Here is a 15,715-nt window from a genome sequence, read left to right as displayed (position 1 = left end):
CGGGACGGGCGGCGGGACCGGCGGTGGGGCGGGCGGTGTGTCCGCCGGTGTTCCGCGTCTGGTGATCGCCGCACCGTCCTCCGGCAGCGGCAAGACCACCGTCGCCACCGGGCTGATGGCCGCCTTCGCCGCGCGCGGGCTCGCCGTCTCCCCGCACAAGGTGGGCCCCGACTACATCGATCCGGGCTACCACGCGCTGGCCACCGGCCGGCCCGGCCGCAATCTCGACGCCTACATGTGCGGGACCGGTCTGATCGGACCGCTCTTCGCGCACGGGTCGGCGGGCTGCGACCTGGCGGTGGTGGAGGGCGTGATGGGGCTGTTCGACGGGGCTTCGGGGCAGGGTGAGCTGGCGTCGACCGCGCAGGTGGCGAAGTTGCTGCGGGCGCCGGTGGTACTGGTGGTCGACGCCTCCTCGCAGTCGCGTTCGGTGGCGGCCCTGGTGCACGGCTTCGCCGCCTGGGACCCCGGGGTGCGGATCGGCGGGGTGATCCTCAACAAGGTGGCCTCCGACCGGCACGAGACGCTGCTGCGGGACGCCCTGGAGGAATCCGGGCTGCCGGTCCTCGGGGTGCTCCGGCGGGCCGCGCAGGTGGAGACCCCGTCGCGCCATCTGGGGCTGGTGCCGGTGGCCGAGCGGCGCGCGGACGCCGTGGACGCGGTGGCGGCGATGGGCGAGCGCGTGCTGGCCGGCTGCGACCTCGACGCGCTGCTGGCACTGGCCCGTACCGCTCCCCCGCTCGCCGTCGAGGCGTGGGAGCCGGAGCGGTACGCCTCCTCGGGGAAGCGGCCGGTGATCGCGGTGGCGGGCGGGGCCGCGTTCACGTTCGCGTACGCCGAGCACGCCGAGCTGCTCACGGCGGCGGGCGCGGAGGTCGTCCCCTTCGACCCGCTCCACGACGAGAAGCTCCCCGACGGCACGGCCGGACTGGTCATAGGGGGCGGCTTCCCGGAGGTGTACGCCCCCGAGCTGTCGGCCAACGAACCGCTGCGCCGGGCGGTCACCGCGCTCGCGGAGAGCGGGGCGCCGGTGGCGGCGGAGTGCGCGGGGCTGCTCTATCTGGCGCGCGAGCTGGACGGCCGCCCGATGTGCGGGGTGCTCGACGCGAGCGCCCGGATGTCGGCTCGCCTGACGCTCGGTTACCGGGAGGCGGTGGCCGTCGCGGACAGCTCGCTCGCGGCGGCCGGCACCCGGATGCGCGGCCACGAGTTCCACCGCACCGTGCTGGAGCCGGGCGCCGGACCCGTACCGGCCTGGGGGATGCACCTGCCGGAACGCCGGGTGGAGGGCTTCGTCCGGGGCGGGGTGCACGCGAGTTACCTGCACACCCACTGGGCGGCGGCGCCGCAGGTGGCCCGGCGGTTCGTGGAGCGGTGCGGGGTGGGCTGAGGCCCTTTCCGTACGGGGGCCTTCCCCTACGGCGGCCTTTCCGTACGGCGGCCTTCCCGTACGGGGCGCGTCGTCCGTCGTGCCGCGTACGGTCCCCGGCGGGAGGCGGTGGCTCAGTCCGCGATGCCGACGACCAGCCAGATGAAGCCGACCCCGGCGATCGTGCAGAGCACGGTGGAGCGGGCCGGGTGGTCGTGGTGGGCCTCGGGCAGGATTTCGGCGGCGGCGAGGTAGAGCAGTGCGCCGCTGAAGAATCCGAGATATCCGCCGAGCAATTCCTCCGGAAGAGTGAACACCAGGGTGGTCGCCGCGCCCACGATCGGGGCGATAGCGTCCGCGAAGAGCATGAAGAACGCCTTGCGGCGATTGTTCCCGTAAAGACTGGTAAGGGTGTAGGTGTTGAATCCGTCGGCGAAGTCGTGGGTGATGACGGCCAGCGCGACGGCGGCCCCCATGCCGGCGCCGACTTGGAAGGCGGCACCGAGCGCGACCCCGTCCATCAGGCTGTGGCCCACCATCGCGGCAGCAGCGGTCAGCCCCACCTGGGGCACGCGTTCCTCGCCCGCCCCGTGTGCCGCCTGGCGTACGGCGAGCAGACGCTCCACCAGATGGGCCACCAGAAAGCCCCCCACGAACAACAGCAGCGCGGCGGGCACCCCCGCCACCGGCCGCCCCGCCGCATCGATCGCCTCCGGCAGGAGGTCGAGGCCGACCACACCGAGCATCAGGCCGCCGGCGAAGCCGAGCACCAGGTGGCGGCGGTCGGTGACGCGTTGCGCGACCCAGCCGCCGGCCAGAGTCATCAGGAACGCGCCGAGCGCGACGAACACCGCCATGGGCCCTTGCTAGCCGATCGGCACCGTTGCCCGCATCTCCGCAGGAGCGCCGTACGCCCCGCCGGGTGTCCCGAGGACCCGGCGGAGCGGACCGTACGAAAGGACTTCCCGTGACCGCGACAGCAGGGTCCGCGGACCACTCCCCCGCAGCGGCCGCCGGGCCGTCACTCGTCGTCGGCGTCGGTGCCCGCAGGGGCGTGCCGGGCGAGGAGGTGTCCGCGCTGATCGAACAGGTGCTGCGGACGGCGGGGCTGGCCGTCGCCGACGTGGTCGAACTGGCCACCGTCGAGGCGAAGACCGCTGAGCCGGGCATCATGGCGGCGGCGGCTCGTCTGGGGGTTCCGTTGCGCGGCCGGTCGGCGGCGGAGCTGACCCGGGTGCCGGTGCCCGGGGCGTCCGACGCGGTCGGCGCGCTGGTCGGTACGCCTTCCGTGGCGGAGGCCGCGGCGCTCTGCGCGGCGGACGAACTGGTGGTGCCGAAGACGAGGTCGGCGCGGGCCACCTGTGCGGTGGCCCGCAGGAGCGGACCGCGCGCGGTTCTCCCGGAAGCGGAATCTTCGGCCGCGCCGGTGACGGAAGACGCCGCGCCCCTCACCATGGCTGCCATGACTCCCCCCACGCGGTACATCGAGAGCGGCGGCCCCGACCTGCGTCACCACGGCGACGCGGAGGTACGCGGCCGGCAACTGACCGATCTCGCCGTGAACGTCCGGACGAACACCCCGCCGCACTGGCTGCGGGAACGCATAGCGGCCTCCCTCGGGGGGCTCGCCGCCTACCCCGACGGGGGTGCGGCGCGGGCCGCCGTCGCCGCCCGGCACGGGCTCCCGGCGAACCGGGTACTGCTCACCGCCGGGGCGGCCGAGGCGTTCGTACTGATCGCACGGGCCCTGCCGGCCCGGCGGCCGGTCGTGGTGCACCCGCAGTTCACGGAGCCGGAGGCGGCGCTGCGGGCGGCCGGGCACGAGGTGGGGCGGGTGATCCTGCGGGCGGAGGACGGGTTCCGGCTGGACCCGGCCGCGGTGCCGGAGGACGCCGATCTGGTGATCGTCGGCAATCCGACCAACCCGACGTCCGTGCTGCACCCGGCCGGTGTGCTCGAAGCGCTGGCGAGACCGGGACGGACCCTGGTGGTCGACGAGGCGTTCATGGACGCGGTGCCCGGGGAGCGCGAGGCGCTCTGCGGACGTACGGACGTCCCCGGCCTCGTCGTGCTGCGCAGCCTGACCAAGACGTGGGGGCTGGCCGGGTTGCGGATCGGCTATGTGCTGGCCGAGCCCGCGGTGATCGCCCTGCTGGAGGAGGCGCAGCCGCTGTGGCCGGTGTCGTCACCGGCGCTCGCGGCGGCCGAGGCGTGCATGGAGCCCCGGGCCCTGGCGGAGGCGGCCTGCGCGGCGGACCGGATCGCGGTGGACCGGGCCCATCTGCTGGCGGGCATAGCGGAGTTCGGGGAGATCGAGGTGGTGGCCCCGGCCCAGGGGCCGTTCGTGCTGATCCGGCTGGAGGGTGCGGCCGAGCTGCGGGAGGGGTTGCGTTCGCTGGGGTTCGCGGCCCGGCGCGGGGACACCTTCCCGGGGCTCGGACCGGAGTGGCTGCGGCTCGCGGTCCGGGACCGGGTGACGACGAACCGCTTCCTCCAGGCGCTGGACCTGGCGCTCCAGGCGCTGCCGGTGGGGGCCGGGAGACCGGCGGGGTGACGCAGGGCGGACGCAGGGCCGAAGCAGGACGGGGATCGATGGAACCGGCCTCCCGTACGCCCCGGCACCGCCCGGCCGTCCTGTCCTGTCCTGTCCTGTCCTGGCGCTTGTACCGGGCCTGTCCCCGGCCCGTACGCCCCGTGGCGCCCGGGTGCTCCGGCCGGTCCGCGCGCCCGCCTGAGCGCGCGGGCCGGCCGGTGCCCGTCGGCCGGATCAGTCCTGGGTGCGCCTGCGGGCGAGGACGGTCGCACCGGCGCCAAGCGCCAGCAGCAGGGCCGCGCCGCCGGCGATGAGCGGGGTGCTGGAGCTGCTGCCGGTCTCCGCGAGGTCGTCCCCGGAGACGGTGGCCGGGGAGTTGCCGGTCCCCGTCTGCGTCTTCACGTCGTCGCCGCCGCTGCCGGAGGTACCGTCCGTGGAGCCGGCGGAGGTGCCGTCCGTAGAGCCGGCGGAGGTGCCGTCCGTGGAGCCGGCGGAGGTGGCGGGGGTGCCGGTGTCACCCGTGGCACCTCCGCCGGTCGTGCCGCCGTCACCGGAACCGCCCTCCGTGGCACCGCTGTTCGTGGAACCGGCGCTCGTGGAACCCGTATCCCCTGAGCCCGTGGCGCCGGTGGTGTCGCCCGCACCGCCGCTGCCGCCGGTCGCGCCGCTGTCCGCGGCGCCGCCGCCGCCCGTACCGCCGTCGTCGGAGCCGCCGTCACCGTGACCGCCGTGCCCCGAACCACCGTGCCCCGAGCCGCCATTGCCCGAACCACCGTCGCCCGAGCCGCCGTGACCGGAGCCGGGCGTGGTGCAGGTCGCCTCCGCGAGGGTCACCTCGCCCCGCACCTCGGCGACGTTGAGCTTGAGCGGGTTGAGGGAGATCCGCAGCTGAAGTGCCGTCGCGGCGGCGGTCTTCGAGGTGGTGCCGGTCTTCGACAGGTCCAGGGTCACCCGCCCGACACCCGGCACGTCCACCCTGCTCGTACCGCCCGCTGTGAGGGTGGTCCGCTTGCCGAGGACCGTCACGTGCCCGAGGACGTTCGACTCCGCGACCGGCTTCCGGCCGACCTCGCAGACGGCCTTGGACGTGACCTTCTCGACCTCGATGAGCGAGAGCAATGGCAGGCCGGGCACCTGGACCCGGGCCTTGACGAGGTTGCTGTGGCCCTCCGCGCGACGCCTGTCGACCGTCGCGCCCGAGGTGGCGACGTCGGCCCGCAGCACCTGGACCGGGCCCCGGTCCACGCCGTCCAGCTTCACGGAGAGCGCGGTCCGCTCGGCGCTCTCCGGGGCATGGACCTCATTGAGCGTGGTCTTGAGCGGTACGCCGACGGTCCTGTTCAGGAGTGAGACGTCGAGCGCCGTCCGGAGCACGACCGCGCTCGCGCTGCCCTCACCCGCGCCCGTCGTCACCGGGGCTGCGGCCTGCGCAGGGAACGCGGCGAACAGCGCGACGGGCGCGGCGGCGACCGCCAGGGCGGCGAGACGGAAGGTATTGCTGTTCAAGATGGTGGAACCCCCACAAGAGACATGGAGCCAACGGCGCAGTCCAACGGGGGACATCACGTGCGCCGGTGGCCTCGACCCAGTGAATCTTTTACGCACAGAGGGTGAATGGACGGACACCCGAAGCCGGTTCACCCCAAAGGGGGGTTTTAGCGTACGCATTCGAATGTTGCGGCACGCATGTTCCACTGACTCACCCGTTTCGCCCAACTGGACTCACTCGCAGACGACTTGGGTAGTCAAACAAGGCAAGCCCAACGAGTGGGCGGCCGAATTGTCACTGCCTGTCAACGCACCCTCCGTCGCCGCATCCCTCCCGGTCTCGCCGGGAGGCGAATGTCGGCAACTCCGCGGCCCGGACTCTGCCGCACCCTCGACCGAGGAGCGCCAACGACTGGTGGCAGGCTGTGCCCATGGCTGAAGACCCGCATCCGCCCCACCGCTCCGGCGCCGCGCACAGATGGCCGTTCGCCGACCTCGGGAGCACCGCTCCCGGGGTGCACGCCGACGCCGGCGGAGTGCGGTGCAGGGGTGCGCTGCGGCGGGTGACGATTCCGTGGCAGGACGTCGTGGCGCTGCGCGTCCACCGGGCGCCCATGAAGTCCGGGGAGCGCCGACGGGTCAGCCTGCTGCTGCGTGACGGGCGCGTCCGCTCCCTGCCCCGGCCCCGGAGCTACCGGATCACGGACCCGGAGTTCGACGCGGAGGTGGAGGCGCTGCGGGTGCTGCACCGTCGCCACGGGACGCCTGCCGAACCGGACCACCTGCACGTCATCACCACCCGCACCGGGGGGCACGGCGTGACCGGACCGATCGCCTGGTGCGTTCCGCTGCTCCTCGTGGCCATGGTGATCTCCCTCTGGGCGGTGCCGAACTCCCTCGCGGACGAACGCGCGTGGCGGGCGGTCGTGCCGTGCACCGCCGCCACCCCCCTCGCGGAACGCGGGGAATGCCTGTCCACGCTCCCTGGGGTGGTGGTGCGCACCGATGTCCACGAGCGCCGCAAGTACAACTCGCTCTATGTGTCGGCCGGTAGGAAAACAGACCGGATCCGTGTGTCCCACGAGACGGCAGGGGCGTTCGCCCGCGGTGACCGCCTTGAGGTGACCTTCTGGCGCGGCAGGCCGAGGGCTTTCACCGGCGCGCACGGGCAGTGGCACGAACACCGGGCTCCGGCAGGCCAGTTGCTGGCCCTCGCGGTGGCGCTCGTGCTGGCGGCCGGCTACCCCGCCGCCCGCGCCGTGCAGCGGGTGCGTGGACGCAGACTCCCGGACGACGAGGTACTCCCCTCGGCCCTCCCCTTCGCGGGGGCCCTGCTCGTGACGGCCCTGTGGCTGTTGCCGCTCTGCGTACTCCACCCCACGGACATGCTCGGCTCTCCCACGACGACCACGTGGGCGGGGGTGGGCGCGGCGGTGACGGCGGGGCTCCTCGTCCTGGCCTTCCACGTCAGCCGCGTCCGCCCTCCCCGGCACACGGTCCGCGCCGGCGATGCCGGCAACACCGAAAACACCGAAAACACCAAGGACACCAAAGACACCCACGACGCCGACGACACGGTCACGGCCGACGGGGAGGCGGTCTTCCTGTCGGCCCGCTTCCTGGAAGCCACGGAGTACAACCCCCACCATTTCGGCACCCATGTCGTGCTGGGCGGGGGCGATGTCCTCGCGGTCTCACCGCACGCGGGCCCCGGGCGGTTCGGGGTGCACAGGGTGCCCGTGGAGCGGCTGACCCTTCTCCGGGTGCGGCGGGTCCGGGGCGGCGACGGTGACGAGGTCTCCAGGGGGTGGCACGTCGCCGAGTTCGACGACGCGGGCACCCCCGTGCGCCTCTCGGCCGCCCCGGACGACCTGGCCCGCATCCTGCGCGCCCTGGAGCGCGCCGCGGCGGCCGGCGAGGACACCGAGCGCGCCCGCTCTAAGACCTGAGTGTCCTGGCCGGTTCGGCCCGCTGCGGTCGGTCTGAGCGGCCCGCTGCGGTCGGCCCGGCGCGGGCGTCCCGGGGGGAGCCGCCCCGGCGGAGACCGGTCTCCCGGTGGCAGGTCAGCCCACCACCCGGCCGTTCAGCACCACATGGCGGGGCGCCGCCAGGACGCGTACGTCGGCGCGCGGGTCCTCGGCGTACACGACCAGGTCGGCCGGGGCGCCCTCCTCCAGGGCGGGGCGGCCCAGCCATCGCCTCGCTCCCCAGGCGGTCGCGCCGAGCGCTTCCAGGGGCGGGATACCCGCCTGGACCAGTTCGGCGACCTCCTGCGCCACCAGACCGTGGGCGAGCGAGCCGCCCGCGTCGGTGCCGACGAAGATGGGGATGCCCGCGTCGTGGGCCGCGCGCACGGTGTCGTACCGGCGTGTGTGCAGCCGGCGCAGATGCGCGGACCAGCGGGGGAACTTGGCCTCGCCGCCGTCCGCGAGGCGTGGGAAGGTGGCGATGTTGACCAGGGTCGGCACGATCGCCACCCCGCGTGCGGCGAAGAGCGGAATCGTCTCCTCGGTGAGCCCCGTCGCATGCTCGACGCAGTCGATGCCGGCCTCCACCAGATCGCGCAGCGAGTCCTCGGCGAAGCAGTGCGCGGTGACCCGGGCGCCGAGCCGGTGGGCCTCGGCGATCGCGGCCTCCACCTCCCCGCGCGGCCAGCAGGGGGCGAGGTCGCCCGCCTCCCGGTCGATCCAGTCGCCGACCAGTTTCACCCAGCCGTCGCCCCGGCGGGCCTCGCGCGCGACGTAGGCGACCAGGTCGCCCGGTTCGATCTCGTGGGCGTAGTTACGGATGTAGCGACGGGTCCTGGCGATGTGGCGGCCGGCCCTGATGATCTTCGGTAGGTCCTCCCGGTCGTCGGTCCACCGGGTGTCGGAGGGTGATCCGGCGTCGCGGAGCAGCAGGGCGCCCGCATCCCGGTCGGTGAGTGCCTGCTTCTCGCTGGTGGCCGCGTCGACGGGGCCGTGGCGGTCGAGTCCGACGTGGCAGTGCGCGTCGACCAGACCCGGAAGCACCCATCCCTCGACGGTCTCCGCCCCGTCCGCACCGGCGGGCCGCTCGAAGGTGATCCGGCCGTCCACGGACCAGAGTTCGTCGCGCACCTCGTCGGGGCCGACGAGCACCCGTCCCCTCACCCGCAGCACGCGCCGGTCCCGGTCGCGGTGATCGCGCTGGTCGCTGTGATCGCTCATGTGCGGCACTGTACGAGGCGGTCGGTACTCTCGGACCGAGCGCTGTTCGTACACAGGCCCGCAGAATGACTGACCGAACCGAAGAGAGCACCACCGTGACGCACCCCTTCCTCGACCTCGCCCCGCTCACCCCCGCGCACTTCGCGGCCATCGAGAAGCGGGTGGCCGGTCTCCTCGCCACCGAGCAGGACGTGGTGATCATGCAGGGCGAGGCGCTGCTGCCCCTGGAGGGCTGCATCCGGGGCGCCGCCCGGCCCGGTACGACCGCGCTCAACGTCGTCACCGGCCCGTATGGCCAGACCTTCGGCAACTGGTTGCGGGACTGCGGCGCCGAGGTCGTCGACCTCACGGTGCCCTTCCACACGGCCGTCACCGCCGAGCAGGTCGCGGAAGCCCTGGCCGACCACCCGGAGACCGACTTCGTCTCGCTGGTGCACGCCGAGGCGGCGACCGGGAACACCAACCCCGTCGCGGAGATCGGTGAGGTCGTCCGGGCGCACGGCGCGCTCTTCATGCTGGACGCGGTGGCTTCGGTGGGCGCCGAGCCGCTGCTGCCGGACGTCTGGGGCGTGGATCTGTGCGTGATCGGCGCGCAGAAGGCGATGGGGGGCCCGGCGGGCGTCTCGGCGGTCTCGGTGAGCGCGCGTGCCTGGGAGCGGATGGCCGAGAACCCGCAGGCGCCGCGCCACTCCTACCTCTCGCTGCTCGACTGGAAGCAGCGCTGGATCGACGGGGGCCGCAAGGCACTGCTGCACGCCCCGGCGCAGTTGGAGATGCTGGCGCTGGAGGCGTGTGTCGAGCGGATCGAGTCGGAGGGCCTGGAGGCACTCATGGCGCGTCACTCCGCTGCGGCCGCTGCCACCCGGGCGGGTGCGCTCGCGCTGGGCGGTGGGCTGACGCCGTACGTCCACGAGGCGCACGACGCCGCGCCCGTCGCGACGACGCTGCGCGTTCCGGACGGGGTGGACGCCTCCGCGCTGGTGGCGCGGGCGCTTCTCGCCGAGCCCTCGCTGCCGCTGATCGCGGGGGGCGGGGCGCTGTCCAGGGAGATGGTCCGGGTCAATCACTACGGGGTGGACGCCACGCGGGGGGCTGTCCTCGCCTCCCTCGCGGCGCTCGGGTCGGCGCTGGCCGGGACCGGCCGGCAGGTCGATCTGGAAGCTGCCCGCGAGGCCGTCCAGGAAACCTGGCCGAGCGAATGATTCCCGGGGTGCGGCACATTTCCCGCACCCGATGACGCGGAATTCAATGAATGCGGGGTGCTGCTTATCGATAAGCAGCACCCCGCATTCATGTGCCCGGACTCTCGTGGGGTAAACGCGCAGAGCCGAGAGGGTGTCCGAATGGGCCGACAGGGCGCGGGCCGCAGAAGTCACGGGGTTGTGACGGACTCCACACAGGGGGCGTAATGCCGGATAAATCCGCTACGAATCGCCAGAAAAAGCCCGCCTGCCCGGTCGGGTTCGCACTCGCGTGATAACACGTCCACCTCCACCACCCAACCCTTTTCGCCGGTGCAATCGAGAAATTTGCTGGGTAAATTCCCTTGCATGAGCGCCGCACCAGCAGACCTTGCCCGTGCCCGAACAGACTCCGCCGACCTCAATGTGCCGCATGCGCCGAGCGCATTCCTCACCGTGGACGCGCCACGCGTGGAGGACGGGGCCTCGCTGTGGCGCATCGCCCGCGACTCCGAAGTCCTCGACCTCAACTCCTCCTACAGTTACCTGCTCTGGTGCCGTGACTTCGCGGCGACCTCGGTGGTCGCCCGGGGCGAGGACGGTGCGCCGGTCGCCTTCGTGACCGGCTACGTCCGCCCGGACCGCCCGCAGACGCTCGTCGTCTGGCAGGTGGCGGTCGACGCCGCGTACCGGGGCCGTGGGCTGGCCGCCACCCTGCTGGACGCCCTGACCGAACGGGTCGCCGAGGACCAGGGACTGGTAGCGGTCGAGACGACCGTCACGCCGGACAACACCGCCTCGGACCGGCTCTTCACCTCGTACGCCGAGCGTCACGACGTGGGGCTGGAACGCGAGGTGCTCTTCGGTGGTGAGCTGTTCCCGGAGGACACGCATCTCCCCGAAGTCCTCTACCGCATCGGCCCGTTCGGCAGTTGACGGCAGCAGTCGCGGCCAGGCCCGCCGCCCGCGAGGGTGCGGCCGGCACCCGGGTCGTCCGCGCCGTCACCCCGGGTGTGCGCCGTGTGCGCCATCGCGCCGCCGGTGTGCACCGCACCCCTTGCCACCGACCACAACCCCCCTCAGGAGAGATCGTCGTGACCATCACCCCGCCCGCCCTGAGCGTCTTCGAGACCCTGGAGTCCGAGGTCCGGAGCTACTGCCGGAGTTGGCCCGCCGTGTTCGACCACGCGCGGGGAGCCCGGCTGACGGACGAGGACGGCCACAGCTACCTCGACTTCTTCGCCGGTGCGGGTTCCCTCAACTACGGCCACAACAACCCCGTGCTGAAAAGGGCGTTGCTCGACTACATCGAGCGGGACGGCATCACCCACGGGCTGGACATGGCGACGACCGCGAAGCGCGCCTTCCTGGAGACCTTCCAGAACGTCATCCTGCGTCCGCGCGATCTGCCGTACAAGGTGATGTTCCCGGGCCCGACCGGCACCAACGCGGTCGAAGCCGCGCTGAAGCTGGCGCGCAAGGTGAAGGGCCGCGAGTCCGTGGTCTCCTTCACCAACGCCTTCCACGGGATGTCGCTCGGCTCGCTCGCCGTGACCGGCAACGCGTTCAAGCGGGCCGGCGCGGGCATCCCGTTGGTGCACGGCACCCCGATGCCGTTCGACAACTACTTCGACGGCCAGGTCCCCGACTTCCTCTGGTTCGAGCGTCTGCTGGAGGACCAGGGCTCCGGACTGAACAAGCCCGCCGCGGTGATCGTGGAGACGGTCCAGGGCGAGGGCGGCATCAACGTCGCCCGCGCCGAGTGGCTGCGGGCGCTCCAAGAGCTCTGCCACCGGCAGGACATGCTGCTGATCGTGGACGACGTCCAGATGGGCTGCGGGCGTACCGGTGGCTTCTTCTCCTTCGAGGAGGCGGGCATCGTCCCGGACATCGTCACCCTGTCGAAGTCCATCAGTGGCTACGGACTGCCCATGTCCCTCTGCCTGTTCACTCCGGAGCTGGACGTCTGGGAGCCGGGTGAGCACAACGGCACCTTCCGCGGCAACAACCCGGCGTTCGTCACCGCCGCCGCCGCACTCGACGCCTACTGGGCCGACGGCCACATGGAGCAGCAGACGAAGGCGCGCGGCGAGCAGGTGGAGCAGGCCCTGCTCTCCCTCTGCGCCGAGGAGACCACCGCCTCCTTCCGGGGCCGCGGCCTGGTGTGGGGGCTGGAGTTCACCGACCCCGCGCGCGCCTCGGCGGTCACCGCCCGGGCCTTCGAGCTCGGACTGCTGCTGGAGACCTCGGGTCCGCGGAGCGAGGTCGTGAAGCTGCTGCCGCCGCTGACCATCACGCCCGAGGAACTGGACGAAGGGCTGCGCACGCTGACCCGCTCCGTCCACGAAACCGCCACCTGACCCGTTCCGTCCATGAAACGGCCGCCTGACCCGCTCCGTCCACGAAACGTCACCACCGCGAGAGAGGCACCCCACCACCGTGATCGTCCGTTCGTTCAGCGACATCGAGAACACCGACCGCCATGTGAAGTCCGCCTCCGGGACCTGGGAGAGCAAGCGCATCGTGCTCGCCAAGGAGAAGGTGGGCTTCTCCCTCCACGAGACCATCCTGTACGCGGGCACGGAGACGTCGATGTGGTACGCGAACCACATCGAAGCCGTCCTCTGCACCCGGGGAGAGGCCGAACTCACCAACGACGACACCGGTGAGAAGCACTGGATCACCCCCGGCACGATGTATCTGCTCGACGGCCACGAGCACCACACGCTCCGGCCGAAGACCGACTTCCACTGCGTCTGCGTCTTCAACCCTCCGGTCACCGGACGGGAGGACCACGACGAGAACGGCGTCTATCCGCTGCTGACCGAGGAGGCCTGATCATGACCACGTACGCCCGCACCGACCCGTACCCCTCGCGCGGCGCCGCCGAGACGATCGTGCCCCGCCGGGACCCGGTCGTCTGGTCCGCGCCGGGCGCCCCCGGGCCCGTACCCGTACAGAGCCTCCTCACCTTCGAGCGGGACGGGTTCCTCGCCGTCGACCAGCTGCTCACCCCGGACGAAGTGGGCTTTCATCGCGCCGAGATGGAGCGGCTCGTCGCCGATCCGGCGGTACGCGCCGACGAGCGGTCGATCGTCGAGCCGGCGTCGGGGAAGGTGCGTTCGGTCTTCGAGGTGCACCGGATCAGCGAGGTCTTCGCCCGGCTGGTCTCCGACGAGCGGCTGGTGGGCGCGGCCCGCCAGATCCTCGGGTCGGACGTGTACGTGCACCAGTCCCGGATCAACGTGAAGCCCGGCTTCGGCGCCTCGGGCTTCTACTGGCACTCGGACTTCGAGACCTGGCACGCGGAGGACGGTCTGCCGAACATGCGGACCGTCTCCCTCTCGATCGCGCTGACCGAGAACCACGACACCAACGGCGCTCTGATGATCATGCCCGGTTCGCACCGGTCGTTCCTCGGCTGCGCGGGTGAGACGCCGGAGGACAACTACAAGAAGTCCCTCCAGATGCAGGACGCGGGTATCCCGTCGGACGAGGCGCTGACGGAGATGGCCGGCGCGCACGGCATCAAGCTCTTCACGGGCAGGGCGGGTTCGGCGACCTGGTTCGACTGCAACGCCATGCACGGATCGGGTGACAACATCACCCCGTTCCCGCGCAGCAACGTCTTCATCGTCTTCAACAGCGTGGAGAACGCGGCCCAGGAGCCGTTCGCGGCTCCGGTGCGGCGCCCGGAGTTCATCGGGGCCCGCGATTTCACTCCGGTGAGGTAGCGGGAGCGCGCGTGGGCGGGTGGGGGTGGAACGGTTCCGGCCGCTTCACCCCACCCGCCTCCGTACTCACGCCGGTGCGGGGCCGCCCCGGCGGGCGGGACCGGTCTCCACCGGACGGGCCTCGTCACGGCTGTACGCGGACCAGCCGCCGACGTAGAGCCGGCCGCTGCCGAGCCCGGTGTGCTCCAGGGTCAAGAGGTTGTGGCAGGCCGTCACGCCCGAACCGCAGTAGGAGACCACGGTCGACGCGTTCTCCGGGACCACTCCCCCGGCGGCGAAGTTGTCCCGGATCGTCGGCACGGGCAGCAGGCGCCCCAGGCCGTCCAGGTTCTCCCGGCAGGGGATGTTCGCCGCACCGGGTACGTGGCCCGGGCGGGGGTCGACGGGGTCCTGGGCTCCGACGAAGCGGTCCCGGTTGCGGGCGTCGACCGGCAGCACGTCGGGCCTCCCGAGGTGGTCGGCCTCGACCAGGGCCTCCACCGGCCAGGGGCGCACGGAGAAGTCGCCTTCCCGGGCCGGCACCGGTTCGTCCGCCGTCAGGGAGCCGGGGTGCACCCGGGTCCAGGCATCCAGCCCGCCGTCGAGAACGGCCGCGCGGCGCCCGGTGACCCGGAGCATCCACACCAGCCGGGCCGCTATGACGCCGCCCTGGTCGTCGTGGGCCACGACGATGTCGTCGTCGTCGATCCCCAGCGCCCGCATGCCCTCGGAGAACACCTCGGGCGACGGCAGCGGGTTCCGGCCGCCGACCGGTGTCGGGGGCCCCGCCAGCCGGCGGTCGAGGTCCACGAACACCGCGCCGGGCAGGTGCCCGCCCTCGTACGCGGTCCGCCCGCTGCGCCCGTCGAGGTACCACCTCACGTCCGCGAGGACCACGCGCCCCGGCAGACCACCCAGCTCTTCGACCCGCACGAACGGCGGGACGTCCACACACGCGTCCATGGCCGCAGGCTAATCAGCCGTCCACCATTCGAGCCATACCGTTTCGCCTGGCGAGACGTCAGTGGTCGGGGCAGCGCACGGAGCCCGCCCCTGAGCGCTCCCGTGCCCCGGTGTCATGCCGACGGCATCGTCCGGTCGGGCGAGGAAGCCGGTACCGGGTCCGGCAGCTCGCGCAGGTCGGCCATCATGTCGAGCGACCGCGAACCGTCCGCCCCGACGAAGGACCCGAACCGCCGGAACCCGTTCTTCTCGTAGTACCGGAGGGCGCGGGCGTTGTCGGCGAGGACCCCGCCCCAGAGGATGACCCTGGACCGGCCGAGCCGTCGTACGGCTGCCACGACGAGGGGAAAGGCCAGGGTCCCCACCCCTCGCCCCTGATGGTCGTCGGCCAGGGTCGGACCGAAACGGCAGTCGGTCCGTTCGTCGAGAGCGACGCCTGCCGCCCGGTACCGCGCGATGTCGCCCGGAGTGAGGGCGAGAGAGAGTTCCAGGAGGCCGACGATCCTGGCGGACCGCACGTCCTCCAGTACGAACCTGAGTTTGTCGTAGCGCGCGATCGCGTCGCACAGCTCCCGGGCGGCCTCACCGCCGTACCCGTCGAAGGTGCTGAACCGCCTCGACGTGGGAGACAGGCCCGCCAGGAAGGACGCCAGTCCCTCGGCGTCGGCAGGAACGAGCGGACGGAAGACGGTCTTTGTGCCGTCGCGCATGTCCAGACGGTACGTCAGGACCTCGGGGTGCTGAGCGATCTCCGACAGTGTGAGCATCCGAGGGCCTCTCCTCCGGCCGGGATCACGGCGCGGGCCCGGGTGCCGCGAGCGTACCGGCCGCGCGCCCCCGGACGGAGGACGACGACGGCCTTGCGCTGACGGTCGCCGTGGCGGCACCGCGGCGGCATCCCCTCCGGGGGCGGCCTCTCGACCGCGACCACGACCGACCGGTGTCCTGCGGCGGATGCCCCGCCGCGCCCGCGGAAGCGCCGGGCGCGGCGGGGACGGTCACGTCTCAGGTGGGCCGCCCGGGTTCAGCAGGGCACCTCCTCCAGCACCTCGACCACGTTGACCAGTTTGGCGAGTTGCTTGGTCACCTGGTCGAGTTCCTGGCTCTCGATGTCGACGACGATCGTCATCAGGGACCGGTCCGGCTTCCCGTCCGGGGCGACGGCGAGTGAGTCGATGTTGAAACCCCGGCGGGCGAACAGGGCCGCGACGCGGACGAGTACGCCGGGCCTGTTCTGCACCACGGCGGTGAGGGTGTGCTTGGGCATGCTGCTCTCTTCC

Annotated in this window: 13 protein-coding genes and 1 pseudogene; 8 read left to right on the top strand and 6 right to left on the bottom strand. The window is 72.5% G+C overall.

Annotation, left to right across the window (positions count from 1 at the left end):
• Positions 1-37 precede the first annotated feature (37 nt).
• Positions 38-1,390, top strand: a complete 1,353-nt coding sequence (locus tag ACFYPN_RS02980; protein WP_358762949.1) for a cobyrinate a,c-diamide synthase — start codon at positions 38-40, stop codon at positions 1,388-1,390.
• A gap of 113 nt (positions 1,391-1,503) precedes the next feature.
• Here the strand turns inward: ACFYPN_RS02980 and ACFYPN_RS02975 are convergent, their stop codons facing one another.
• A complete protein-coding gene (locus ACFYPN_RS02975) occupies positions 1,504-2,226 on the bottom strand; it encodes a ZIP family metal transporter (protein ID WP_389296538.1) in 723 nt (240 codons plus the stop codon).
• Between the two features lie 110 nt (positions 2,227-2,336).
• Here ACFYPN_RS02975 and cobC point away from each other — a divergent pair, with 110 nt between their 5' ends.
• Positions 2,337-3,923 (top strand): Rv2231c family pyridoxal phosphate-dependent protein CobC, encoded by a 1,587-nt coding sequence (cobC, locus tag ACFYPN_RS02970; RefSeq protein WP_389296537.1) that lies wholly within the window; start codon positions 2,337-2,339, stop codon positions 3,921-3,923.
• 213 nt (positions 3,924-4,136) lie between these two features.
• Here cobC and ACFYPN_RS02965 read toward each other — a convergent pair whose 3' ends face one another.
• Positions 4,137-5,408 (bottom strand): SCO1860 family LAETG-anchored protein, encoded by a 1,272-nt coding sequence (locus ACFYPN_RS02965; protein WP_389296536.1) that lies wholly within the window; start codon positions 5,406-5,408, stop codon positions 4,137-4,139.
• A gap of 413 nt (positions 5,409-5,821) precedes the next feature.
• Between ACFYPN_RS02965 and ACFYPN_RS02960 the strand changes: the two genes are divergently transcribed.
• Entirely contained in the window at positions 5,822-7,339 is a 1,518-nt protein-coding gene (locus ACFYPN_RS02960; RefSeq protein ID WP_389296535.1) for a PH domain-containing protein, read from the top strand.
• A gap of 114 nt (positions 7,340-7,453) precedes the next feature.
• Here the strand turns inward: ACFYPN_RS02960 and ACFYPN_RS02955 are convergent, their stop codons facing one another.
• Positions 7,454-8,578 carry an amidohydrolase family protein gene (locus ACFYPN_RS02955; RefSeq protein WP_358764705.1) on the bottom strand — a complete coding sequence of 375 codons (1,125 nt, stop codon included), beginning with the start codon at positions 8,576-8,578 and terminating at the stop codon, positions 7,454-7,456.
• Between the two features lie 95 nt (positions 8,579-8,673).
• Here ACFYPN_RS02955 and ACFYPN_RS02950 point away from each other — a divergent pair, with 95 nt between their 5' ends.
• From ACFYPN_RS02950 to thpD, 5 genes are all read left to right on the top strand, one after another.
• Entirely contained in the window at positions 8,674-9,780 is a 1,107-nt protein-coding gene (locus ACFYPN_RS02950; RefSeq protein WP_389296585.1) for a pyridoxal-phosphate-dependent aminotransferase family protein, read from the top strand.
• 348 nt (positions 9,781-10,128) lie between these two features.
• Complete coding sequence (gene ectA / locus ACFYPN_RS02945; RefSeq protein ID WP_358764707.1) at positions 10,129-10,695, top strand: diaminobutyrate acetyltransferase; 567 nt, start codon at positions 10,129-10,131, stop codon at positions 10,693-10,695.
• Positions 10,696-10,853: 158 nt separating this feature from the next.
• Positions 10,854-12,119, top strand: a complete 1,266-nt coding sequence (ectB, locus tag ACFYPN_RS02940) for a diaminobutyrate--2-oxoglutarate transaminase (RefSeq protein WP_389296534.1) — start codon at positions 10,854-10,856, stop codon at positions 12,117-12,119.
• Between the two features lie 79 nt (positions 12,120-12,198).
• Positions 12,199-12,597, top strand: coding sequence for an ectoine synthase (locus ACFYPN_RS02935; protein ID WP_358764711.1), 399 nt, complete (start codon positions 12,199-12,201; stop codon positions 12,595-12,597).
• 2 nt (positions 12,598-12,599) lie between these two features.
• Complete coding sequence (thpD, locus tag ACFYPN_RS02930) at positions 12,600-13,493, top strand: ectoine hydroxylase (RefSeq protein WP_389296533.1); 894 nt, start codon at positions 12,600-12,602, stop codon at positions 13,491-13,493.
• A gap of 66 nt (positions 13,494-13,559) precedes the next feature.
• Here the strand turns inward: thpD and ACFYPN_RS02925 are convergent, their stop codons facing one another.
• The 3 genes and pseudogenes from ACFYPN_RS02925 to ilvN all read right to left on the bottom strand — a co-directional run.
• Positions 13,560-14,435: a sulfurtransferase gene (locus tag ACFYPN_RS02925; RefSeq protein WP_389296532.1), complete on the bottom strand. Its 876-nt coding sequence runs from the start codon at positions 14,433-14,435 to the stop codon at positions 13,560-13,562.
• A 113-nt stretch (positions 14,436-14,548) separates the two neighbouring features.
• Positions 14,549-15,202 (bottom strand): GNAT family N-acetyltransferase, encoded by a 654-nt coding sequence (locus ACFYPN_RS02920; RefSeq protein WP_389296531.1) that lies wholly within the window; start codon positions 15,200-15,202, stop codon positions 14,549-14,551.
• Positions 15,203-15,465: 263 nt separating this feature from the next.
• Positions 15,466-15,702 (bottom strand): annotated as a pseudogene (gene ilvN / locus ACFYPN_RS02915) (acetolactate synthase small subunit); the annotation flags it as partial.
• Positions 15,703-15,715 lie beyond the last annotated feature (13 nt).

The organism is Streptomyces sp. NPDC005576, from assembly GCF_042871745.1.
Classification (GTDB): Bacteria; Actinomycetota; Actinomycetes; order Streptomycetales; family Streptomycetaceae; genus Streptomyces.
The sequence above is the reverse complement of the archived record's forward strand: the minus strand, read 5'-3'. Positions and strand labels throughout refer to the sequence as shown.